The sequence below is a fragment of the Micromonospora sp. WMMD736 genome (assembly GCF_049179015.1).
Lineage (GTDB): Bacteria > Actinomycetota > Actinomycetes > Mycobacteriales > Micromonosporaceae > Micromonospora.
Map to the genome: position 1 here is coordinate 1,976,894 of NZ_JBMHMI010000001.1, position 25,018 is coordinate 2,001,911.

13 protein-coding genes are annotated in these 25,018 nt (G+C 70.7%); 12 read left to right on the plus strand and 1 reads right to left on the minus strand.

Annotated elements, in window-relative coordinates:
• The first annotated feature begins 586 nt into the window (after window positions 1–586).
• The 12 genes from ACN269_RS08430 (at window position 587) to ACN269_RS08485 (ending at window position 23,022) form a co-directional block, all read left to right on the plus strand.
• Window positions 587–7,825, plus strand: coding sequence for an SDR family oxidoreductase (locus ACN269_RS08430; protein WP_421471902.1), 7,239 nt, complete (start codon window positions 587–589; stop codon window positions 7,823–7,825).
• Between the two features lie 55 nt (window positions 7,826–7,880).
• Complete coding sequence (locus tag ACN269_RS08435; RefSeq protein WP_421471903.1) at window positions 7,881–12,671, plus strand: beta-ketoacyl synthase N-terminal-like domain-containing protein; 4,791 nt, start codon at window positions 7,881–7,883, stop codon at window positions 12,669–12,671.
• Window positions 12,672–12,709: 38 nt separating this feature from the next.
• Entirely contained in the window at window positions 12,710–13,021 is a 312-nt protein-coding gene (locus ACN269_RS08440; protein ID WP_421471904.1) for an acyl carrier protein, read from the plus strand.
• Window positions 13,022–13,023: 2 nt separating this feature from the next.
• Entirely contained in the window at window positions 13,024–13,863 is an 840-nt protein-coding gene (locus ACN269_RS08445) for an alpha/beta fold hydrolase (protein WP_421476229.1), read from the plus strand.
• A gap of 26 nt (window positions 13,864–13,889) precedes the next feature.
• Entirely contained in the window at window positions 13,890–14,852 is a 963-nt protein-coding gene (locus ACN269_RS08450; RefSeq protein ID WP_421471905.1) for a hypothetical protein, read from the plus strand.
• A gap of 55 nt (window positions 14,853–14,907) precedes the next feature.
• Window positions 14,908–16,728 (plus strand): hypothetical protein, encoded by a 1,821-nt coding sequence (locus tag ACN269_RS08455; RefSeq protein ID WP_421471906.1) that lies wholly within the window; start codon window positions 14,908–14,910, stop codon window positions 16,726–16,728.
• 180 nt (window positions 16,729–16,908) lie between these two features.
• Window positions 16,909–17,865 (plus strand): alpha/beta hydrolase family esterase, encoded by a 957-nt coding sequence (locus ACN269_RS08460; protein WP_421471907.1) that lies wholly within the window; start codon window positions 16,909–16,911, stop codon window positions 17,863–17,865.
• A 48-nt stretch (window positions 17,866–17,913) separates the two neighbouring features.
• Window positions 17,914–19,053, plus strand: a complete 1,140-nt coding sequence (locus ACN269_RS08465) for an ABC transporter ATP-binding protein (RefSeq protein ID WP_421471908.1) — start codon at window positions 17,914–17,916, stop codon at window positions 19,051–19,053.
• Window positions 19,050–19,880, plus strand: coding sequence for an ABC transporter permease (locus ACN269_RS08470; RefSeq protein ID WP_421471909.1), 831 nt, complete (start codon window positions 19,050–19,052; stop codon window positions 19,878–19,880). Before ACN269_RS08465 ends, ACN269_RS08470 begins: the two co-directional genes overlap by 4 nt.
• Window positions 19,881–19,917: 37 nt before the next feature.
• Window positions 19,918–20,781, plus strand: coding sequence for a 3'(2'),5'-bisphosphate nucleotidase CysQ (locus ACN269_RS08475; RefSeq protein WP_421471910.1), 864 nt, complete (start codon window positions 19,918–19,920; stop codon window positions 20,779–20,781).
• 7 nt (window positions 20,782–20,788) lie between these two features.
• The gene (gene cysD / locus ACN269_RS08480; RefSeq protein WP_421471911.1) at window positions 20,789–21,715 is read left to right on the plus strand and encodes a sulfate adenylyltransferase subunit CysD; all 927 of its coding nucleotides are present in this window, start codon (window positions 20,789–20,791) and stop codon (window positions 21,713–21,715) included.
• Entirely contained in the window at window positions 21,715–23,022 is a 1,308-nt protein-coding gene (locus ACN269_RS08485; protein ID WP_421471912.1) for a sulfate adenylyltransferase subunit 1, read from the plus strand. Before cysD ends, ACN269_RS08485 begins: the two co-directional genes overlap by 1 nt.
• A 59-nt stretch (window positions 23,023–23,081) precedes the next feature.
• Here the strand turns inward: ACN269_RS08485 and ACN269_RS08490 are convergent, their stop codons facing one another.
• A complete protein-coding gene (locus ACN269_RS08490; protein WP_421471913.1) occupies window positions 23,082–24,956 on the minus strand; it encodes a S8 family peptidase in 1,875 nt (624 codons plus the stop codon).
• Window positions 24,957–25,018 lie beyond the last annotated feature (62 nt).

Sequence of the window (25,018 nt, forward strand, 5' to 3'; positions counted from 1 at the left end):
GGCGTTCTACGGGTTGATTCCCCTCCCTTCCGGTCGGCATTCGGCCCATTCGGAGAGGGCCGGTCCGAACCGATTCCATACTCAGAAGATAGGAATGGTTCTGGCCCGACCAAACCGACCAGATAAGAGTGCTTTTACATTCCGGATCTGCAAGACGATAGTGATAGACGTCACTTCTTAAGATGGCTTGGTAACATTCTCGAATTCAAAGTGCGTCGATATTTAACACCACGCCTTGCGTCCGAAGTGGAGCCACGAACCCTCCACCCGAGGTCAGGGCGTCATGCCGTGCCGGACGGAAGATGTCCTGCGCCGCAGCGCGACGATCGGAAGAACCGCAGGCCAGGAGCCTAGTTAGGGAAAGTTAACTGAGCCGTAACTAAGCTGGCCTAACTTAATCGGAGCCCGAGATCGATAGGCGACAATAAGCTTCGGGCGGCAACCTCGGTTGATCATCTGATTCATTCGGTCGCGTCCGAGACCCGGCGCCCAATGAAGTGGGAGTCCGATGAGCCCTGCACCGAACACGCGCGATCTCGTAATCGTGATCAGCGCCGGTAGCCTCCTCGAACCCAGTCCCGGAATAGTGACCGCCGCCCGCCACGGCGGCGGTCACGGCGTCCTGGACCTCGCCTCCGGCGACAGCTGGACACTCACCGCCCTGGCCCAGGCCACCGCCGGGTCGAGCGGACCCATCGGCGTACGCGTGCCGGCCGGCTGCACCGCCACGCCGGCCGACGTGGAACGGGCGGGCCACGGTCAGGTCGATCTGGTGGTCCTGCCGCTGGAATCGCCCTGGCCACTGGCCGACGTGGTCGACAGGTACCGGGTGCTGGTCGAGGTGACCAGCCTCGACGACGCCCGGTGCGCCGCCGCCGCCGGGGCGCACGGGCTCATCGCGCGGGGCATGGAGGGTGGCGGCACAGTCAGCGAGCTCAGCTCGTTCGTCCTGCTCCAGCAACTGGCCGCTGCCGACGACATCGACCTGCCGATCTGGGTCGCCGGTGGCATCGGTCCCCGCACCGCCGTCGCCTGTGTCATCGGCGGCGCGGCCGGCGTCGTCCTGGACAGCCAACTCACCCTCATGCCCGAGTCGGAGCTGCCGGCGGACGTCCGAGGCACGATCCGTCGGATGGACGGGTCCGAGACGGTCCTGGTCGACGGGGTACGCGGGATCCGCAGGGGCGGTCCGCACGACAGCGCCTCACAGCTGCTGCCGATCGGCCAGGACGGCTGGCTCGCCGCCGTCTTCGCCCGGCGCTGGCCCGACACCGCCGCCGCCGTACGCGGAATCCGTACCACCCTTGTCGACGCGCTCGCCGACACGACGGCCGGGGACGCCCTGACGCCGGGTGCCGCTCTCGCCGACGGCCTCAACGTGCGGATACCGGTGGTGCAGGGCCCGATGACCAGGGTCAGCGACGAGGCCCCGTTCGCGGCCGCGGTTGCCGCCGACGGCGCGCTGCCCTTCGTCGCGCTCGCGCTGTCCGGCGCGGAACAGTCCCGCCGGGTGCTCCGGGAGACCGCCGATCGACTGGGCGAGCGGCCCTGGGGCGTCGGGGTGCTCGGCTTCGCGCCCGACGAGCTGCGCGCGGCACAACTTGCGGCGATACGGGAGATCAGACCCCACTGCGCGATCATCGCGGGCGGCCGCCCGTCCCAGGCCACGGCGTTGGAGCAGGACGGGATCACCACCTTCCTGCACGTACCGTCTCCGGGGTTGCTACGGCAGTTCCTGCGGGCGGGCGCGCGCAGGTTCGTCTTCGAGGGCGCGGAGTGCGGCGGGCATGTGGGGCCCCGCGCCAGCTTTCCGCTGTGGGAAGCGCAGCTGCTGGTCCTCGAAGAGTTCCTGGCGGAGGCACCGGAAGACGCCGAGCGGCTGCAACTGCTGTTCGCGGGCGGCATCCACGACGCCCGGTCGGCAGCGATGGTCGCCGCGATGGCGGCCCCGCTGACCGGCCGCGGGACGCAGATCGGGCTGCTGATGGGAACCGCCTACCTCTTCACCCGCGAAGCGGTCTCCGAGGGCGCCATCCAGCCCCTGTTCCACCGTGCGGCCATCGCCGCCACCAGCACGTCGCTGCTGGAGACCGCCCCCGGGCACGCGACCCGCTGCCTGCCCAGCCCGTTCGTGGACGACTTCCACAGCGTACGGGCGGAGCTGGAGTCGGCCGGGGTGGAGAACCGCCAGGTCTGGGAGCAACTGGAGCTGTTGAACGTCGGTCGACTGCGGATCGCCAGCAAGGGCGTACGCCGGGAGGACGACGGCCTGGTGGAGGTCGACGAGGCGGTGCAGGCCGTCGAGGGGATGTTCATGGCCGGCCAGGTCGCGGTGCTGCGCCACGCGCCGACCACGGTCGCGGATCTGCACATGCAGGTCACCACCGAGGCACGGGACTTCCTCGCGGCACGGACCGCCGCGCTGCGCGCCGAACTCGTCCCGCCGACCGCGCCGGTGGACGAGCCGGCCGCGCCGCTGGACATCGCCATCGTCGGCATGTCCTGCGTCCTGCCCGGCTCCCCCGACCTGCACAGTTTCTGGCAGACCGTACTCAGCGGCACCGATGCGGTCACGGAGGTGCCTGCCGACCGGTGGGACGTCGACACGTACTACGCGCCCGAGGTGGACCCGGGTCAGGCCGGTCGGATCAGCGTCTCCCGGTGGGGTGGGTTCATCGAGCCGGTCCCGTTCGACGCGATCCGGTACGGGATACCCCCGGCGGCGCTGAGCAGCATCGACCCGACCCAGTTGCTCGCGCTCGAGGTGGCACATCGGGCGCTCGTCGACGCCGGATACCCGTACGACGCGGCCGACGCGGACCACCGTCAGACCGGGGTGGTGTTCGGGGCCGAGGCCGGCAGCGACATGGGTCACGCCCAGACGCTGCGGACCATGCTCCCGGCCTACCTCGGGGAGGTGCCCGCCGAGTTGGAGGACCAACTCCCCACGGTCACGGAGGACAGCTTCCCCGGCGTGTTGGCCAACGTCATCGCCGGCCGGATCGCCAACCGTCTCGACCTCGGCGGTCCCAACTACACCATCGACGCCGCCTGCGCCTCGTCGCTCGCCGCGATGGACGCCGCCTGCAAGGAACTCAGCGCCGGCAGCAGCGACCTGATGATCTGCGGCGGTGCCGACCTGCACAACGGCATCAACGACTACCTGATGTTCACCTCCGCGCACGCCCTCTCCCCCACCGGACGGTGCCGCACGTTCGACAGCACCGGCGACGGTATCGCCCTCGGCGAGGGGGTGGCGTGCGTCGTCCTGAAGCGGTTGGCCGACGCCGAGCGCGACGGCGATCGGATCTACGCCGTGATCAAGGGCATCGGAAGCTCCAGTGACGGACGTGCGCTCGGGCTCACCGCCCCGAGGGCGAGCGGGCAGCGACGTGCCCTCGACCGGGCCTACCACCGGACCGGGGTCTCCCCCCGACAGGTCGGTCTGGTCGAGGCACACGGCACCGGCACGGTGGTGGGCGACCGTACCGAACTGGAGACCCTGACGCGGTTCTTCGACGAGGCCGGCGCGGAGCCCGGTAGTTGCACGCTGGGCTCGGTGAAGTCGCAGATCGGGCACACCAAGTGCGCGGCCGGCCTGGCCGGCGTGATCAAGGCCAGCCTCGCGCTCTACACCGGAGTCAGGCCGCCCACGATCCACCTGAACCGCCCCAACCCGGCGTGGAATCCGGCACGCAGTCCTTTCGCGTTCTACACCGACGTTCGCCCGTGGATCGCGCCGGCGGCCGAGCGGCTGGCCGGGGTGAGCGCGTTCGGGTTCGGCGGGACGAACTTCCACACCGTGCTCAGCGCGTACCCGAACGCCCCGGAGCCGCGGCACACCCGGCAGTCCTGGCCGGCGGAACTGTTCTGCTTCCGCGGCGCCGATCGGCCCGCGGCACAGCTGCGGGTACGGCGGCTGCTGGAGATGCTGTCGAACCGCGACGAGCTGGGCCGACCGTGGTCGTTGCGTGACCTGGCCGCGTCGCTGGCCGACGAGGCCGACCACCGGGCCGGCGCGGTCCGGATCGCCGTCGTCGCTCGCGACCGGGACGAACTCGCCGAGCTGTTGGGCCGGGCCCTCGCCGGCGAGCACGACCCGGCACGCGGGCTGGTCCAACCGCCGGACGACCCGGAACCCGGCAAGGTGGCCTTCCTCTTCCCCGGTCAGGGCAGCCAGCGGCCGGGTGCGCTCGCCGAACTGTTCGTCGCGTTCCCCGAGCTACGGCACTATCTGCGCCTCGGCGCCGAGTGGGCGGACCTCCTCTTCCCGCCGTCGGCGTTCGACCCGGAGACGGCGCGCGAGCAGGAGGACCGGGTACGCGACACGCGGGTCGCCCAACCTGTCCTGGGCATCGGCGGCCTCGCGGTCGACCACCTGCTACGTCGGCTGGGCGTCCGGCCGGACCTGACCGGCGGACACAGCTACGGCGAGCTCGTCGCGCTCTGCGTCGCCGACGCGTTCGACCCCGAGACCCTGCTCGCGCTGAGCCGGCAACGGGCCGATGCGATCCTCGCCGCCGCCGGGGACGATCCGGGCACCATGGCGGCGGTCACCGGCACCGTCGAGCAGGTGAGCCAGGTACTCACCGCATCGGGACTGGCGGGCGAGGTCGTGCTGGCGAACCGGAACACGCCGACGCAGGTGGTGATCTCCGGGCCGACTCCCGCGGTCGGGTCGGCGGTGGCGGCGCTACGCGAGGCCGGGCTGTCGGCCCGTCAGCTCTCCGTCGCGTGCGCGTTCCACAGCCCGGTGGTGGCCGGCGGCACCACACGTTTCGCCGAGGCGCTGGCGTCCAGCACGGTACGGGAGCCGGCCATCCAGGTCTGGTCGAACCACACGGCCGCCCCGTACGACGGCGACGCCGACCGGGTACGGGAACGACTCGCCGCGCAGATCGGCGCTCCCGTGCGCTTCGTCGAACAGATCGAGGCGATGTACGCCAGCGGCGCTCGGACCTTCGTGGAGGCCGGCCCCGGTCAGGTCCTCACCAAACTGGTCCGGGCCATCCTCGGCGACCGGCCGCACCTGGCGGTCGCCACCGAGCCCCGACCCGACGAGGGGCTGCGCGGCTTCCTCGTCACGATCGCGCAACTGGCCTGTGCCGGCGTCCCGGTTCGGACCGGTTGGCTGTTCCAGGGTCGCGACACCGCGGACCTCGAAGCGGTCACCACGGGCCAGCGTCCGTTCTGGACCGTGGATGGCCAGCTCGTACGGGACCAGTCCGGAAACACCCTGCCCGGCGGAATGACGCCCCCACGACGGATCAAGGAGTTGTCGATGACCGCTTCGAACGGGACCGCCTTCAGTGGCCGGGACAGCCGCGACGAGTTGCTGAGCGAGTTCCTCCGCACCAGCCGCGACATGATCGCCTCGCAGCGGGACGTGATGCTCGCGTACTTCGGCGACGGCGCGGGTGGGCGACTCGTGTGGCAGCCGTCGCAGGCGTATCCGCCGATGGTGCTGCCGGGTCAGGGGACCGAGGTCGCCCCGGTCGCCGCGACGACGACGGTGGTGGCCGCTCCCCCGGCCACACCGACGGTCGGGGTCGAGGCGGCAGCCGTGGCGGTCGCCGCGTCCGGTCCCGACTTCCAGACCGCGATCCTCGACGTGATCAGCGAACGCACCGGCTACCCGGTGGACCTGATCGAACTCGACCTCGACCTCGAAGCCGACCTCAGCATCGACTCCATCAAACGCGCCGAGGTCGCCGGCGAAGTCGCCGCACGACTCAACCTCGCCGTCGACGGCGACGAAGCCGAACTCGAAGACCTCGTCAAGGCCCGCACCGTACGCACCATGGTCGACTGGCTCAACCAGAAGATGCGGTCGTCGGCCGGTACGACCGTGATCCACGCGACCTCCGTACTCGGCCCGGCGAACGGGATGGCGCACTCCACCGCTCTCGTCGCGACCGGCACCGCCGTGCTGACCCGTCCCGACTTCCAGACCGCGATCCTCGACGTGATCAGCGAACGCACCGGCTACCCGGTGGACCTGATCGAACTCGACCTCGACCTCGAAGCCGACCTCAGCATCGACTCCATCAAACGCGCCGAGGTCGCCGGCGAAGTCGCCGCACGACTCAACCTCGCCGTCGACGGCGACGAGGCCGAACTCGAAGACCTCGTCAAGGCCCGCACCGTACGCACCATGGTCGACTGGCTCAACCAGAAGACGCAGGGGGTGACCGCGGCGGCACCGCCGCCCGCGCCACGCGCTCTCACCGCACCCACGCCGACCGCGGGAGCGCCCTCGGCGCTGGCCACCATGAGCCCGGCCATCGCGCCCGCGCCTGTCCCCGCCGTGCCGGTCAGCGCCACCGGTCGGGCCGGGATCACACCGAAGCGGCTTCTGCCCCTGGCGACGGTGATCGCGGAACCCCCCGGCGCGGACACCGGCACCCCGCAGATCGGGCAGCCGGCCGACGTGCTCGCCGGAACGCGTTTCCTCATCACCGGCGCCAGCCCGACGCTGCCGTACCTCGCCGAACTGCTTCAGGAGCAGGGCGCGGCCGGGCAGACCGGTGTGCTGGACGAGCGGCAGGCCGACCAGCTCGCCGGTTTCGACGGGCTGATCCTGCTGGACGGTCTGGACGGCGGCGGAGCCGCCCTGCTGCCCGACATCTTCCCGTTCCTCAAGCAGGCGCTCGCGGCCGGTCCCCGCTGGCTGCTCGCGGTCGGACCGGTCGGCGGTACGGAACGTACCGACGGCCTGGCCGGCCTGTTCCGGACCATTTCCCGGGAATACCCACAGATCGCGGCCCGGTACGTCCAGGTCGACGCTGCCGCCGATCCGCAGCAGGTCGCCCGACACCTGATCGACGAGCTGCTGGTTCCCGGGGAAACCCCGGCCGTCGTGCGGCGCGAGACCGAGCGGACGACTGTCTCCCTCACCCCGGTGGCGCTGGGTGCGGTGGCGACCAGCGGTGCCGGGCCGGCCGGTGACGGTGCCTCCGAGGCCGCCGCGATCGGCCTCGACCGGGATTCGGTGGTGGTGCTGGTCGGTGGGGCTCGCGGGATCACGCCATGGTTCGCCCGCGCGGTGGCCATGGCGAGCCGCTGCCGGATCGAGCTGGTCGGCCGCACACCACTACCGACCGAGCCGGAGGATCCGGACCTGGTGTCGGCCCGGGACAAGGCGTCGTTGCGTGCCGCGCTCGCCGGCCGAGGGCTGCGGTCACCGGCGCAGATCGAACACACCGCGCAGGCGATCCTGGCCGCCCGCGAGGTCGAGACGACCCTCGCCGAACTGCGGGAACTGGGCAGCGAGGTGCGCTACCACGCCCTCGACGTGCGGGACGCGTCGGCGATCCGCCGTCTACTGCTGGACACCGAGCGGACGCACGGCCGGGTCGACGGCGTGGTGTACGCGGCCGGCGTGATCGAGGACAAGCTGATCGCGCAGAAGGACCCGCAATCGTTCGCCCGGGTGTTCGGCACCAAGGTCGAGGGTGCCCGTTCGGTACTGGCCGGGCTGGACGAGTTGGCCTCGCCACCTCGGTTCGTGGTGCTGTTCGGCAGCATCGCTGCGGCGTACGGCAATCGGGGTCAGAGCGACTACGCCGCGGCGAACGACGCCCTCGACGCGATCGGCGCCCGCTGGGCGGCCAGCACCGGCAACCGCTGTCTGACCGTGCACTGGGGCCCGTGGGCGCCGGGCGCCGGGCACGGCGGAATGGTCAGCGACGAGCTGAGTCGGGAGTACGCGCGCCGCGGTATCGAGCTGATCGACCCCGAAGCGGGTGCCTTCAGCCTGCTCAGCGAGTTGGCCTGGGGTGATCCGAAGATCAACTCGGTCGTCTACACCGCCTCCGGCTGGTGATGCACCCGCGCCCTACACCCCGTACGCCCATCGACGGTGGAGCGAGAGGTCGAAGATGAACACGAGTACCGATCGGCGCGACCCGATCGCGATCGTCGGGATGGCGGCCGTGATGCCCGGCGCCGGCAACCTGGAGAGCTACTGGCGCAACCTGGTCGACGGGGTGGACGCGATCACCGAGGTGCCGGCGCACCGGTGGGACGAGGAGTTCTACGACCCGGAGCAGGCCCACCGGCCGGACCGGATGTACTGCCGGCGCGGCGGGTTCGTCGACGAGTTCGCGACCTTCGAGCCGCTGCGGTTCGGCATCATGCCCGCCTCGGTGGCGGACATCGAGCCGGACCAGCTCATCGCCCTCAACGTGGCCGCGGCCGCGATCGACGATGCCGGCGGCGCGGACCGACTGCCCGGCGGCGACCGGGTCGGTGTGATCCTCGGGCGGGGCGGCATCCTCAGTCCGGCTCAGGCCCGCTACGCCCAACGGGTGCGGATGTCGAGCCAGGTCATCCAGGTGCTGCGGGAGCTGATTCCGGAGCTGGACCAGAGCCGACTCGACCTGGTCCGCGAGAAGTTCGACGAGCGGCTCGGCCCGTACCAGCCGGAGGGGACGATCGGCCTGGTGCCGAACCTGGCCGCGTCCCGGGTGGCCAACCGGCTCAACCTCCGCGGTCCGGCGTACACCCTGGACGCGGCGTGCGCCTCGTCGCTGATCGCGATCGACCAGGCGATCACCGAGCTGACCAGTGGACGGTTGGACGCCGTCCTGGCCGGTGGTGTGCACCACGTGCACGACATCAGCTTCTGGTCGGTGTTCAACCAGTTGCGGGCGTTGTCCAGGCGCGGTGAGAGCCGGCCGTTCCACCGGGAGTCCGACGGCTTGCTCATCGGCGAGGGCACCGGTGTGGTCGTACTCAAGCGGTGGTCCGACGCCGTCCGGGACGGCGATCGGGTGTACGCCGTCATCCGAGGCAGCGGGATGTCCAGCGACGGCCGCTCGGCGAGCATGTTCAACCCGGCCTCCTCCGGACAGGTGCTGGCCATCCGGCGGGCCTGGGAAGCGGCGGGGCTGGACCCGACCGCGCCGGACGCGCTGGGGTTGCTGGAGGCGCACGGCACCGGCACACCCACCGGCGACGCGGCCGAACTGGTCTCGGTGGCCGAGGTCTTCGGACCCCATGCGGGCGACGGGCCACGCCCGGTGATCGGATCGGTCAAGTCGATGATCGGGCACACCATGCCGGCCGCCGGCATCGCCGGCCTGATCAAGGCGACGCTCGCGGTGTACCGGGGCGTGCTGCCGCCCACCCTGCACTGCGACGATCCGCGCCCGGAGATGGCCGCGACCCGGTTCGCCCCGATCCCCACCGCCCGCCCGTGGGAGAGCGACGGGCCGCGTCGCGCCGGGGTGAACGCCTTCGGGTTCGGCGGCATCAACGCACACGTCATCATCGAGCAGACGCCCGAGCCCAACGGCGGACGGAAGCGGCCGACCGGCGGGGCTCCGTCGGCGGTAGGTGCAGCGAGCATCGGAGGAGGCGCGGCCAGCCCGACGGTTGCGGTGACCGAGCCGGACCAGGTGCTCTGGCTCGCCGCGCCGGACCCCGTCCGGTTGGCTGGTCTGCTGGCCCGCGACGACCACGAGGTGCGGGCCCTCGGCGTCGAACGGGCCCGGAGCAACCGGCCCGCCAACGGGGCCGAAGCGTGCCGACTCGGCATCGTCGACCCGACCGACAAGCTGCTGGCCGTCGCCCGCAGGACGGTGGCCCGTGGTGAGGCATGGCGGGGCGGCCGGGACATCTGGTTCAGCCCGGCACCGCTGCTGGCTACCGGCACCGGGCGCCTCGCCTTCGTCTTCCCCGGCCTGGAGGCGGAGTTCGCGCCCCGTACCGCGGACATCGCCGCGCACCTCGGACTGCCGGACCGGCAGTGGTCCGCCGCGGACCTGGGCCGGCACGGCGCCGGGCTGATCGAGGTCGGCAAACTCCTCGACAAGGCGCTGCGCCACATCGGCGTGCTACCGGACGCGGTCGCCGGGCACAGCATCGGCGAGTGGACCGCCGCGGCGACCAGTGGGCAGATCAGCACGGCGGCGATGGACGAGTTCCTGGAACTGTTCCACGCCGACTCGGTCGAGGTGTCCGGATACGTCTTCGCCGCCGTGGGCGCTGGCGCGGATCGGGTCACCCCGATGCTCGGTGACTTTCCGGGGGTTCTGCTCTCGCACGACAACGCCCCGGCGCAGTCGGTGGTGAACGGCCCCGAACCCCAGGTGGACCGGCTCGTGGAGGCCCTGCGTACGGAGAACGTGCTCTGTCAGAAGCTGCCGTTCCGGTCGGCCTTCCACACTCCCGTGTTCGCCGACGGCCTCCAGTCGATCGGCGCGGCGCTGCGCCGGTGGGAGGTACACCCGACCCGGATACCGGTCTGGTCGGCGACCCTGGCGGCACCGTTCCCCGCCGACGAGGCGCAGGTCAATGCCCTTTTCGTCAGACACATGATGGAGCCGGTCTGGTTCCGGCAGACCGTGGCGGCCATGTACGACGCCGGGACACGGGTCTTCCTCCAGGTCGGTGCGGGACAGCTGGCCTCGCTGATCAGCGACAACCTGCGCGGGCGTGAGCATCTCGCGATGCCGGTCAACGTGAAGCACCGCAGCGGGCTGAACCAGCTCCGCCGGGTCGCCACCGCGATCTGGGTGGAGGGCGGCAGCCCGAACCTGACCGCGCTCGATCCGCCGATGCCGAAGGCACCCGCGCAACCCGTACGCCGTGGTCCGTCGATTCCGCTGGATCTCGGTGGCCCACTGGTCCGGCTCGGGGCGGACGCCGCCGGTCTGCTCGGCGTGTCAGCGGGCGGCACCCCGCCGAGCCACCTGTCGGCAGGTCCGCCGCAGCACGGCGCGGCCGTTCCGATCGGCGCCTCGTCGGCGGTCGGGGCGGGGCGCCAGCCGGAGCCGGCGGGTATCGGCACCAACCCGGCGGCGGCACTTGCCGCCCTGCACAGGTTGACCGGACGGTCCAGCGCCGCCGCGGAACTCGCCGCGCTGCTGCAGGACACGGCCCGGGACGCGGTGAACGTTCTGGACGCCGCCGCCCGACCGGCTTCGCCGGTAGCGCCACACCCGGGTGTCGGACGACCCCTGGTCGCCCCGTCCACCGGATCCTCCCGAACCGCCGCCCCCGGGGGCCGGGGCACCGGCAACGGGGGCAACGGCGTCGGTCCGGCCAACGGGGTCGGCACCGGCACGACGGTCAACGGCAGTGCGGGCAACGGCGACCCGGGCACGGTTCGGCGGATCACGTTGCGGGTCTCCGTCGACAGCATGCCGTACCTGCGGGACCACTGCTTCTTCGTCCAGCCACCGGACTGGCCGACGATGGAGGACCGGTGGCCGGTGGTGCCGGCCACCACCCTGGTCCAGCACATGGTCGACGCGGCGGAGCAGGCCATGCCGGGCATGCGGGCGGTGGCCGTACGCGACGCCCGGTTCAACCGTTGGCTGATAGCCGAGCCGGGTCAGGACGTCGAGATCGTGGTGAAGCCGACCGGTGACGGCCTGGTGTCGGTCACCTTCGGCCCGTACGCCCGGTCGACCGTGGAGCTGGCCGCGGACTATCCGGCGGATCCGCCCGAGGTGTGGCGACACGATCCCGCGACCGAGCGGCCGCCACGGATCAGCGCCGAGGAGATGTACGCCGAGCGGCTGATGTTCCACGGCCCCCAGTTCCAGGGCATCACCGCCGTACACGCCCTCGGTGACATGCACGTGCGAGGGGTGGTCACGGCACCCGTGCCGCCGGGCGCCCTGCTGGACAACGCGCTACAGCTGATCGGCAACTGGCTCATCACCACCCAGCCGTTCCGTACCGTTGCGTTGCCCGTCGGCCTGCGCCACATCCGCTACTTCGGTCCCCCGCCGGCACCCGGCACGGCCTTCGAGTGTGTCGCCCGGGTGCGCTCGATCGACGACGCCCAACTCGTCGCGGACACCCAACTGGTGGTCGACGACCGGGTGTGGGCACAGATCGAGGGCGCGGTGGACCGGCGCTTCGACAGCCATCCGCAGGCTCGGCCGGCGGAACGGTTCCCCGAGCGGCATCCGATGTCGCTGATCCAACCCGAGGGCTGGACGATGGCCTTCGACTGCTGGACCGACCTGGTCACCCAGGGCATGGCCGCCCGCGGCATCCTGGGCTCGGCCGCGTACGAGGACTACGAGCGGCAGCCCGCCAGATCCCGCAAGCAGTGGCTGTTGGGCCGGATCGCGGTGAAGGACGCCGTCCGGTTCCGGTTGTGGGAGGACGGGCACCGCGACATCTACCCCATCGAGTTGACGGTCGGCAACGATCCGGACGGGCGGCCCCGGGTGCACGGCCGGCCGGGCCGTGACCTGCGCGAGTGCGATGTCTCGCTGGCGCACTGCGCGGAGATCGGCGTCGCGATCGCGAAACCCCGCGGGTCGGCGTCGCCACCCGACGCGCCCGGCGTCGGCATCGACGTCGCCGAGATCACCGATCATCCCGAGAGCACCCTGCGCTTCGCCCTGACCGACGGGGAGGCCACCCTGTTGGACTCGCTCGGCGGCGACGCCGAGGACCGGCGGCGATGGTTCACCCGGTTCTGGGCCGCCAAGGAGGCCGTCGGCAAGGCGGAGGGGACCGGACTCGACGGGCGTCCGCGCCGGTTCGTCGTGACGAGCGCCACGGACACGGTGCTGACCGTCCACGTCGACGACCGGAGCTACCCGGTTCAGCACCGCGAGGTCGGCAATCCCGAAGACCTACCGCACCGACGGTACGTGGTCGCCTGGACCTGGGGTCCGCGGACCGGGACCGATCAGCCGTGACCGGCATCCACTCCCGACCATTCGAAGGAGTACCTCCCATGGCCGCCTCGCACGCCGACATCCTCGCCGAGCTCACCGGGATCATCGATGCGGTCCTCGGCGACTTCACCGCCGACGAACCGATCACCATGGACACCACCTTCCGCGACGACCTCGGCATGGAGAGCATCGACGTCGTCTCCCTCGCCGGCCGGCTGCAGGCCCGGTACGGCAACACCGTCAACTTCGCGCACTTCGTCGCCAGCCTCGACCTGGAGACCGTCGGCGAGCTGCGGGTCGGGCAGCTGGTCGAGCACATCGCACGCTCCCTCGACCCGAGTCCCACCGTCGTCGAGGCGGTCCACTCGTGACGATGATCCGGGCCAACGGGATCGACGTGCACGTCGAACACCTCGAACCACCGGCCGGCGGGTCGGGCGGGGTCGGCGCAGGCCGGAGTGCGGCGCCCGCCACCCTCGTGATGGTCCACGGCATGGCCTCCGACAGCCTCGCGAGCTGGTATTTCACCCTGGCCAAGCCCTTCGCCGACGCCGGGCTACGGGTGCTCATGTACGACCTGCGGGGGCACGGCCACAGCGAACGCCCGCCCACCGGCTACACCCTCGACGACTTCGTCGACGACCTGTCGGCGATGCTGACCACACTCGACGTCACCGGTCCGGTGCATCTGCTCGGCAACTCGTTCGGTGGCACGATCGCGTTCGCCTACGCGGCCCGCCACCCGGACCGGGTCGCCTCCGTCGCGGCGATCGAATCCTCGCCGCCGACCGCGGCGTGGATGGCCCGGGTCGCGCGCCGGCTGGGCCGCGCCGCCGACCTCCTGCCCCGGCCGGAGGCACTGGCGCAGATCGTCGCCGGCCGGGGGGCACGGGTGGCCCGGCGGGCCCGGGACACCGGCGAGATGCTCGTGACGACCACGCTGGCCCGGGACCTACCGGCGAGTGCCCTGCCCAGTTCCGCGCAGATCAGCGCGATCGGCGTACCGGTGCTCTGCCTCTACGGCGCGAACTCGGCGGTCGTCGAGCTGGCACCGGCTGTGGTCCGGCTGCTACCGCAGACGCGGACCGTGGTCCTACCCGGCGAGAAACACACAGTCCTGGTCGACCGGCCGGAGGCGGTCCGTCGGCTCGTCCTGGCCTGGCTCCGCGAGGAGTGCTCCGTCGAGGTGGCCGAGGTGGCCACCGCCCCGTGACAACCCAACGTGCAGGAGGTCGTCGGATGGACACCCCGGTCACCGGCAGGTCGATCATCATCAGCAATGGCCGGTGCGGCTCGACGCTGCTCTCGGACCTGATCGCGGAGGAGCCCGGGACTCTCTCGGCGCAGGAGTTCTTCATGTCCGTCGCGCCCTGGGCGCGCAGCTCCGAGGTCCTGACCGGGGCCGCGTACTGGGCGGTGCTGAGCAGCCCCAAGGCGGAACTCGCCACTCTTTTCCGGATCGGGTTGCCGCCGAAGGAGGTGCGCTATCCCGGGACCGGGAGGTGGGCCGACCGGATGACCGAGCTGCCGCGGATCCTCGCCATCACCCTGTCGAAGCTGACCCCCGACCCGGACCGCCTCTTCGACCAACTCGCCGAGCGGGTGCCGGACTTCCCGACGCAGTCGGTCGGCGACCACCACCGGATGTTCCTCGACCTACTGACCGTCATGACCGGCAAGCGGCGCTGGGTCGAGCGTTCCGGCGGGTCCAGCCACGTCGCTCCGTACCTGTTGCGGGCATTTCCCGAGGCGAAGGTGGTGTACCTGACCCGCGACCGGGAGGCGACCGCCCGCTCGATGAGCCGCCACTCGTCGTTCCAGCTGATCCAACTGCGGGTCGAGTTCCTCGGCCGGTGCGGGCTGGATCCGTTCCGGATCGAGCCCGGCCAGTCGGTGCCCGCGGACCTGGAGCGTTACCTGCCGGACCGGCTCACCGCCGACCTGCTCCGGGATCGGGGCCAGGACCTGCGCCGCTACCTCGGTCTGAGCGCGTTCCTGACCAGCCAGGCCGAACAGGCGCTCGCCGACCTGCCTCCGCGACACCTGCACCGGATGAGCTACGAGGACCTGGTCGCCGACCCGATCGGGCAGCTCGGTCTGCTGGCCCGGTTCCTGGAGTTCGAGGACGGGGAGGACTGGGCCGGGCGGGTCGCCGGGCGGGTGGTCGACCCCGCCCGGTCCCGCGAGGTCGCCGCGGCCTGACCCGCAAGCGTGCCCCACCGACCGTCAGGACTCCGTCGAACGAGAGGAACCATTGGTGAAACCACTCCGGATGTCGGGCCGGCGACCGCTCGCCGCGGCCGCCGTACTGGGACTGTTGTACGCACTCGCGGCGCCGGTGTCAGCCGCCGCTGCCCCGATCGGAACGGACGCGCCGGGTACGGCCGGACATCAGCCGACGTACGAGCGGAAGCTGATCGGGAAGGGCACCCCGGACGAGTGCTTCGCGGGTGTCGGTGTGGCCTATCCACCCGGTCCGCCCTGCGCCAGCGGTCAGCCCAAGGTGAACCAGTCCTACCTGTGGGGCATGACCCAGACCGCGCAGAGCCTGTGGTTCGGCACCGGAGCGAACGTCAACTGCTTGACCAGCGGGCGCAACCTGCGCAACACGACACCGAACCTGAACGACGACTGGGTGTGCGAGTACGGTGAGAGCCAGATCGCGAAGCGCAACCCGACGCTGCCCGCCACCCTGGGCGACCATCGCCCGCCCCGCTTGTACACGTACGACAAACGTTCGGGGCGGTTGACGGAGAAGACCGAGGCGGTCAAGGCCGCCTCCACCACCGACGCCAACCGGCTGAGTACGACCGCCGGGATCCGGGCCGCGGGCACCCATCAGGGGGTGGCGTTCCTGGGTGGACCCGCCCTGGGCGAGAGCATCAACCTGTTCGCCTTCGACACCGCCACCGGCGCCTTCCTCGGCTCGGTCAACCTGCCGGCGTACGGCAACATCCGCCACTTCGTGGTGGCCGACGGCGCGCTCTACGCGGGCGTCGGGGTGGGCGCGAACGGCGGCAACCGGGGGCACGTGCTGCGCTGGACCGGTTCCCGGAGCAATCCGTTCAGTTTCGTCGAGGTCGCCAACCTGCCGGCCCAGGCGGCGGATCTCACCGTGCACGACGGGCGGATCTTCGTGACGACCTGGACGGGTTCTGGTGACGACGCCGTGGCAGCGGCCGTGCCCGGCACCACGGACGAGCCGCTGTCCGGGGTCGCCGGGGTGTGGATGAGCCCGAAGCTGGCGCAGGGGGAACGCGGCCTCACGCCGGCCGACGCCGACAACTGGACCCAGGTCTGGTCGGTCGACGGGTACGAGCCCGATCCGGTCGTCGCCCGCACCTACGCCCTGGGTGGGCTCGCCTCCTACAACGGCTACCTCTACTGGGGCACGATGCACGTGCCGATGAAGGCGACCACGGTGCACATCGCGACCTACCCACCGGCGAACGAGGCCGCGTTGCGGGCCACGGTACGCAGCACACAGCGGGCGATCAGCATCTTCCGAGGTAAGAGTTTCGGCGAGCGCCACCAGCGGGTGGATCTGCTGTACGGCGCGTCCCAGCTGCCCGCCTACGACCCGCAGGGCAACGACGGAACGGGCCTCTGGGCCGCCGCCTCGACCGGATACACCCCGCTGTACGGCCCGTCGGGCATGGGCAACCCCTACAACAACTACACCTGGAAGATGGCGGTGGCGGACGGGAAGCTCTACGTGGGCACCATGGACTGGAGCTACATCTCGAAGGACCTGGGCCAGGACACCGCGCGGCTGTTGGGTGTCACCGGCGCGGCCGCGGTCGAGTTCGGCGACGCCTCGGTGTTGGCCGACGACCCGCCGCCGGCACCGGTCTACGGCGGGGACCTGTTCGTCTTCGACTCGACCAGCAAACCGGCCACGGTGGTGGACAACAGTGGGCTCGGCAACTACCTGAACTACGGGATCCGCAACATGATCGCCGACGGGTCGACCCTCTACCTGGGCATGGCCAATCCGATGAACCTGCGTACCGACCCCGACGACGACGTTCCCGAGGGCGGCTGGGAACTGATCCGGCTCAGTGTGCGGCGCTGTTAGCCGGTGGGCTCCGCCCGGGCGGCACGTCGCGGGCACGGGCGGAGCCATCGACAGCGAACACGAACCAGTGCAGATGCTTACAAAGCCTGAACATTCATATGCCATGGTGCGATTATGATGAAGATTGGTAGATGTTGGACACGTCGTGTAGGGCCGTCCAGTCGGCGCCGACACCTGCTCATGGTCCTGTCGCTCGTCGCAGCGCTCACCCTGCCGACCGGCTGTGGGCTGTTCCGGGACGACCCAGAGCAGCACGAGGTCGGGCCGGTGTCCACCGTGCCCACCGGCTCCTCGACGCACACCGTCGTGGTCGACGGGCAGGAGCGCAGCTTCCGCCTCTACCGGCCGGCCAACCTCGCCGGGTCGACCCCGGCGCCGCTCGTGCTCATGCTGCACGGCGCGCTCGGCACCGGCAGCCAGGCGGAGACCTCCTACGGCTGGAACGCCCAAGCCGACCGGGAGGACTTCGTCGTCGCGTACCCGGACGGCTTGAGCCGCTCCTGGGCGGTCAGCCCGGACTGCTGCGGTCCCCCGGCCCGCGACGGCGTGGACGACGTGGCCTTCATCCAGCAACTGGTGGCCACCGTGGCCGACCAGTTTCCGGTGGACCGCACCCGGATCTACGCCACCGGGATCTCCAACGGCGGGATGCTCGCATACCGCCTGGCGTGCGACACGACGCTGTTCGCCGCGATCGGGCCGGTGGCGGCGACCCAACTCGGCCCGTGCGCGTCCCCCGCGCCGATCTCCGTGATCCACGTGCACGGAACGTCGGACCAGACAGTGCCGTTGAGCGGCGGTCCGGGCAAACGGGACAACGACGGGACCGGACGGAACCCGGTCAAGATCGACGGACCGCCCATCCCCGACCTGCTCGGTCAATGGCGGACCACCGACGGATGCCCGGCGCCGACGACGACCGCCTCGGGCCTGGTCAGGACCTCGGCCGCCACCTGTCCCGGAGGACGGGCGGTCGAGTTGGTCACCGTCGACAACGCCGGCCACCAGTGGCCCGGTGCCGCCGGCCCCGGACCGCAGGCGCAACGCCTGCTCGGCCTGGATCCACCCGCGACCGCGGTAAACGCGACCGAGACCATCTGGCACTTCTTCGACGCACACCCCCGAACCGGCGGCTGACCCGCACCGGCGGCCAGTCATCCGGCAGCTCACGAGAGGGAGCAGCAGATGCCCAACAGTGGTGGCAGGCCGGCTGCGGTCGAGGTCGCCGATCTCGTCAAACGCTATCCCGGGAGCACGGCCGCAGCCGTGGACGGGCTGTCCTTCACGGTGGCCCCCGGTGAGATCTTCGGACTGCTGGGACCCAACGGCGCCGGCAAGTCGACCACCATCGGCATCCTCACCACCCGGCTGCGGGCGTCCGGGGGTCGGGCGCTCGTCAACGGGGTCGACGTGGTCGGCGACCCGGTTGCGGCCCGTGCCCAGTTGGCCGTCGTACCTCAGCACAACAATCTGGACCGGTCGCTGACGCCACGACAGAACCTGCTGTACCACGCCGCGTACCACGGCGTCGCCCGCGCCGTACGAAACGCGCGGGCCGATGCCCTCCTGGACCGTTTCGGCCTGACGGATCGGGCCGACAAGCGGATCGAGGCGTACTCGGGCGGCATGGTGCAACGGCTGATGATCGCCCGCGCGCTGATCCACGAACCAGCGGTGCTCTTCCTCGACGAGCCCACGAACGGTCTGGACCCCCAGTCCCGCCGGCTGATCTGGAGCCGGATCCGCGAGATGCGCGGGCGCGGTGTGACCGTCGTACTGACCACCCACCAGATGAACGCGGCCGCCGCCCTGGTCGACCGGGTCGGCATCGTCGACCACGGTCGGCTGCTCACCGCGGACACGCCGGGCAACCTGGTCAGAGGGCTCGCCGGACGATCGATCCTCGACCTGACGGTCACCCCGGCCGCGCTCGACGAACCGGACGAGCTGCTGAGTGCGCTGTCCGAGGTCTCCGGCGTACGCAAGGGTGAACGGCTCGCCGCCCCGCCGCCGCCCGGCGCCGGGGCCGCCGCACTCCGTTCCGGCCTCGGCCTCGGCGGCGGTGGAGGCTCGGGGTTCGGCGCGGACAGGCCCGCCGCGTTGACCGCGCTGGCCCGGGAACGGGCCGTCGCCACGCTCGCCCCCGACCCGGGCGGGCGTCAGCGCGTCCGGATCCGGCTGCACCTCGCCACCGACCCCGCCACCGTGCTCGGGCCGGCACTGACCGTCCTGAGCACACGGTCGGCCACCCTCACCGATGTGCACATCGCCGAGCCGAATCTCGAAGACGTCTTCATCGGACTGACCGGAAGGGACCCACGGTGACCGACCTCGACACCCCGCCGGTTGCCGCGACGAGCCCCGTGGCGGCACCCGCGCGGCCCAGCGCCCACCGGGCCTTCCTGGCCATTCTGCGCCGGGACCTGCTGGTCACCGCCAAGGAGCTCTGGGTCATCCTGGTCCAGGTCGGCCTCACCCCGCTGTTCATGCTCTTCGTCTTCGTCAAGGTGCTCGGCGGGCAGGGCGTCGTCGCCCGGAACTTCGCCGACCTGTTCCTGCCCGGCATCGTCGCGCTCGCCGCGCTCACCACCGCGCTGCAGAGCGTCGCGCTGCCACTGGTCAAGGAGTTCGGCTTCACCCGGGAGATCGAGGACCGGCTACTCGCACCGCTGTCGACGAACCTGGTGGCGGTCGGCAAGCTCGTGGTCGCGATGCTGCGCGGGCTCGTCGCCGCAGCCCTCATCTACCCACTGGGCGCGCTGATGGTCGGCTCGGCACCGTGGCAGCCCGCACGGCTACCGATGGTCCTGTTGACGATCCTGCTCGGCGGATGGATCGGCGGCGGCATCGGCATGACGTTGGCGATGATCCTGCCCATTCAACGGATCAACATCACGTTCTCGCTGGTCGTGACCCCGATCATCTGGACCGGATGCATCCACTACCCGTGGCCGCGGCTCTCCTCGATGCCGTGGTTCCAGACGGTCACCGCCCTCAATCCGATGACCTACGTCTCCGAGGGCGTGCGCGGGGCCATGTTGCCCGGCGTCGCGCACCTGCCGGCCTGGGTCTGCCTGCTGGTCCTGACCGGAGTGGCCGCGATGGTCACGGTCACCAGCGTCCGAAGTTTCAGTCGGCGTGCCGTCCAGTGAACGGCACGATCACCGCGTCTATCGGAGGTGCTCGTCGATGAACGTGCTGGAACCCCCCAGGTCAGCAGCCCCCGCGTCGGACGGCTCGTTCGCCGCTTGGTTGGCCGATCGGGCCGGCCGACTGCTGTTGCACGTCCGCGCGACGCACGGTCACCACGACCCGGAAGCGCTGAAGCGCGCGGGTGATCGGGCATCGCACCAACTGCTGCGCGATGAACTGGCACGGCACAGAGGCGCCGACGCCGTGCTCTCGGAGGAGGACGACGACGCCCGGCAGGCCTGGGCAACGGGTACGGTCACCCCCCTGCCGGAGCGGCTGGGCGCCGACCGGGTGTGGATCGTCGACCCGTTGGATGGGACCCGCGAGTTCTCCGAGCCGGGCCGGACGGACTGGGCGGTGCACGTCGCACTCTGGCAACGGACCGCGCCGACGGAGCACCGGCTCGTGGCGGGCGCCATCGCCCTGCCGGCCCAGCTCCGTACCCTCGGCACCGAGACACCCCCGGCCCCTCCGCCGACGGTCGGCGGTCGGACCATCCGATTGGCGGCGAGTCGGAGTCGGCCGCCGGCATTCTTGGCGGCCTTGGCGGACGAGGTCGGCGCCGAGTTGGTGCCGATGGGGTCGGCCGGCGCGAAGATCGCGGCGGTGATCACCGGTGAGGTCGACGCGTACGTGCACGCGGGTGGTCAGTACGAGTGGGACTCGGCGGCGCCGGTGGCGGTGGCGACGGCCACGGGATTGCACGCTTCCCGCATCGACGGTTCCGCGTTGACCTACAACGAGGCCGATCCCCGGCTGCCCGACCTGGTGGTCTGCCGGCCGGAGCTGGCCGCCCCACTCCTCGCCGCGCTGCGGCACCACCTGACCCTCGTGCCGGCACCGGCCACGGCAGCCGGTTGATACCGCGATGACGACAATCGACACGACGCCCGCGGCGGCGTACCGGGTGTCGCACCTGGACGCGATCGAGGCGGAGAGCATCTTCGTCATGCGCGAGGTGGTGGCCGAGCTGGAGCGTCCGGTCCTGCTCTTCTCCGGCGGCAAGGATTCGATCGTGATGCTGCGGTTGGCCCAGAAGGCGTTCGCGCCAGCCCGGATCCCGTTCCCGGTGCTGCACGTCGACACCGGGCACAACTTCGACGAGGTGTTGGACTACCGGGACCAGCGGGTCGCCGAACTCGGCCTGCAACTGGTGGTGGCGAGCGTACCCGAGGCGTTGGAGGCAGGTCTGGTCCGCGAACCCGCCGACGGGACGCGCAACCGGATCCAGACCCCGGTGTTGTTGGCGGCGGTGGAGAAGTACCGGTTCGACGCGTTGTTCGGTGGCGCGCGGCGGGACGAGGAGAAGGCCCGGGCCAAGGAGCGGGTGTTCAGCTTCCGGGACGACTTCGGTCAGTGGGATCCGAAGAACCAGCGGCCGGAGCTGTGGTCGTTGTACAACGGTCGGCATCACCCGGGCGAGTCGATCCGGGTGTTCCCGTTGTCGAACTGGACCGAGCTGGACGTCTGGCACTACATCGCCCAGGAACGGCTGGCGCTGCCGTCGATCTACTACGCCCACGAACGTACGGTGATCGAACGCGACGGAATGCTCTACGCGGTGAACGAGTTCATCGCGCCCCGCGGCACGGAGGAGCCGTTCAAGGCGCGGGTCCGGTACCGAACCGTCGGCGACGCCTCCTGCACGGCAGCAGTGCGGTCCGAGGCGGACACGGTGGACCTGGTGATCGAGGAGGTCGCGGCGACCCGGATCACCGAGCGGGGGGCGACCCGGGGTGACGACCGGGTGAGTGAGACCTCGATGGAAGACCGCAAGCGGGAAGGCTACTTCTGATGGGCACGACCGGGGTCGCGGTGGTCGAGGGTGCAGCGCCCGAGGGCCGGACGATGGACCTGTTGCGGTTCTCGACGGCGGGCAGCGTCGACGACGGCAAGTCGACGCTGATCGGTCGGTTGCTGTACGACACCAAGTCGTTGTTCACGGACCAGTTGGCAGCCGTGGAGGCGGTCAGCGCCGCCAAGGGCGACGAGTACACGAACCTGGCGTTGCTGACCGACGGCCTGCGGGCGGAGCGGGAGCAGGGCATCACGATCGACGTGGCGTACCGGTACTTCGCCACGCCCCGGCGCAAGTTCATCGTCGCCGACACACCGGGGCACATCCAGTACACCCGGAACATGGTCACCGGTGCCTCCACCGCCGACCTGGCGTTGATCCTGGTCGACGCCCGTAAGGGCCTGGTGGAGCAGTCCCGGCGGCACGCGTTCCTCTGCTCGCTGCTGCGGGTGCCGCACCTGGTGCTGTGTGTGAACAAGATGGACCTGGTGGACTGGTCGCAGAGTGCGTTCGAGCGGATCTCGGAGGAGTTCACCGCGTTCGCGGCGAAGTTGGACGTGCCAGACCTCGCCGTCGTCCCGATCTCCGCGTTGCACGGCGACAACATCGTGACCCGCTCGGCGCACACCCCGTGGTACGAGGGCCCGTCACTGCTGCACCACCTGGAGCGGGTGCACATCGCCAGTGACCGCAACCTGGTCGACGTCCGGTTTCCGGTGCAATACGTGATCCGTCCGCAGTCGGCTACGGTGCCCGACTACCGGGGTTACGCCGGCCAGGTCGCTTCGGGCGTGCTGAAGCCGGGAGACGAGGTTCTGGTTCTCCCCTGCGGGCTCACCTCCCGGATCGCGGGGATCGAGACCGCGGACGGACCGGTCGCCGAGGCGTATCCGCCGATGTCGGTCACGGTCCGGTTGACCGACGAGATCGACATCTCCCGGGGCGACCTGATCTGCCGGCCGAACAACGGCCCCGCGGTCGCGCAGGACATCGAGGCGATGGTCTGCTGGATGGACGAGGCCACCCCGCTGCGTCCCGGTGCGACGTACGCCGTCAAGCACACCACCCGTACCGCGCGGGCCGTGATCCGCGAGCTGCACTACCGACTCGAGGTGAACTCGCTGCATCGTGACGAGGCCGCCACCGAACTCGGACTCAACGAAATCGGCCGCGTCCGCATGCGTACGACCGTTCCGCTCCTCGCCGACGAATACCGACGTAACCGCACCACCGGTGGTTTCATCCTGATCGACGAAACTACCAACCGCACCATCGCCGCTGGGATGATCGTCGACACCGATTGACCGACGGCAAGGGCCCTTCCCGCAACCGGAAATCGGAGCGGAAAGGGCCCTTCGTCACGTCAGAGGGTAAGGGTCCAGGCGTTGATATAGCCGGTGTCGCCGGAGAAGACGTCCCGCACCCGGAGCAGCCAGGTGCCGTTCGCCGGCTCGGTGGAGAGATTGACGGTATAGGTGGCGTTGACGTTGTCGGCACCGTCGAGGAAGCTCTGGTTCTTCAACCGGTAGGCCGTACCGTCCGGTGCCACCAGATCGATGATCAGGTCGCCACGGAAGGTGTGCACGATGTCGACCGCCACGGTGGACGCCGAGGAGGCATTACGGTTACAGCCGGTGATGACGATGCCGCTGGTCACCGCCGTGTTGGTGTCGGGTATCGCCACATCGGTGCCGTTGGTGCCCGAGCAGCCGCCGCCACCGGCGCCGGTCACCGTCAACGAGTACGTGACGCTACGCGTACCCGCAGCGCCGGCACCGGTGACACTGACGGCGTAGGTGCCAGCAGGCGTGCTCGCCGAGGTGGCGATGGTGAGCGTGGACGAGCCGCCCGAGGTCACCGTGGCCGGGCTGAACGAGGCGGTGGCGCCACTCGGCAGCCCGCTCGCCGATAGGCTCACCGACTGCGCCGAGCCGCTGGTGGTCGCGGTGCTCACGGTGGCGCTGACCGAGCCGCCCGGCGCGGTCGAACCGGCCGTCGGCGACACTCCGACGGAGAAGTCGTCGGCCGGCGGAGTGCCACCGCCGCCCACGTAGAGCAACTGGTTCGGGGTGCCGGTGCCGACGTTCGTCACCACGTTCGGGGTGGAGTTGCCGACCAGGTAGTCACGGACCTGCTGCGGGCTCCAGGACGGGTTCGCCGACAGCGCCAGTGCCGCCGCGCCGGCGACGTGCGGTGAGGCCATCGAGGTGCCGCTGATCGTGTTGGTCGCGGTGTTGCCGTTGTACCAGGCCGAGGTGATGTTGACGCCCGGCGCCAGGATGTCGACGCAGGTGCCGAAGTTGGAGAAGCTCGCGGCCGCGTCGTTGTTCTGCGTCGCACCCACGGTGATCGCGGAGGCCACCCGCGCCGGGGAGTAGTTACAGGCGTTCTGCCGGACGCCGAGGGCGTTGCCGTTGCCGGCCGCGACCGCGTACGTCACGCCGGAGTTGATCGAGTTGCTGATGGCCGTGTCGAGCGAGCTGTTGGCGCTACCACCGAGGCTCATGTTCGCCACCGCCGGCTTGATCGCGTTCGCGGTGACCCAGTCGATGCCACCGATCACACCGGCGTTGGTGCCGCTGCCCGAGCAGTTCAGCACCCGTACGCCGACCAACTGCACGCCCTTCGCGACCCCGTACGTCGAGCCGCCGACGGTGCCGGCGACGTGCGTGCCGTGCCCGTTGCAGTCGTCCGCCGACCCGCCGTCCACAGCGTCGTAGCCGGAGGTGGCCCGGCCACCGAAGTCGTTGTGGGCGAAGTTCATGCCGGTGTCGATGATGTACGCGTGCACGTTGGTCGCGGTGTTCGGGTACGTGTAGGAGCTGTCGAGCGGTAGGTTGCGCTGGTCGACGCGGTCCAGCCCCCAGGACGGGGGGTTCGGCTGGGTTCCGGAGATGGACACGCTGTGGTTCTGCTCGACGTAGGCGACATCGGGGTGCGCGGCGATCCTGGCCGCCGCCTTGGCGCTGGCGGTGATCTCGAAGCCGCGCAGGGCCGTGGAGTAGGTCCGAGCGACCGCTCCGCCGTGCTGACCGGCCAGCCTGCTGGCCGTGGCGCCGACCTGTGCCCGACCCACCGTGCTGTCCTTGAACACCACGATGTAGCTGTCGGTGACGGCCGTGGCGCCGCCGGCACTACGGATGGTGCCTTCCGGTTCGGCCGCTGTGGCCGGCGTGGCGGCGGTGAGTGCCAGCAGAGCGACGGCGCCCACCACAATTGATCTTCTCGGGAGACTCATTCTCCCCTCCCTCCGATTCGGCACTCGTTCGTCCGCTCGCCCACGACGAGGAATCGATGATG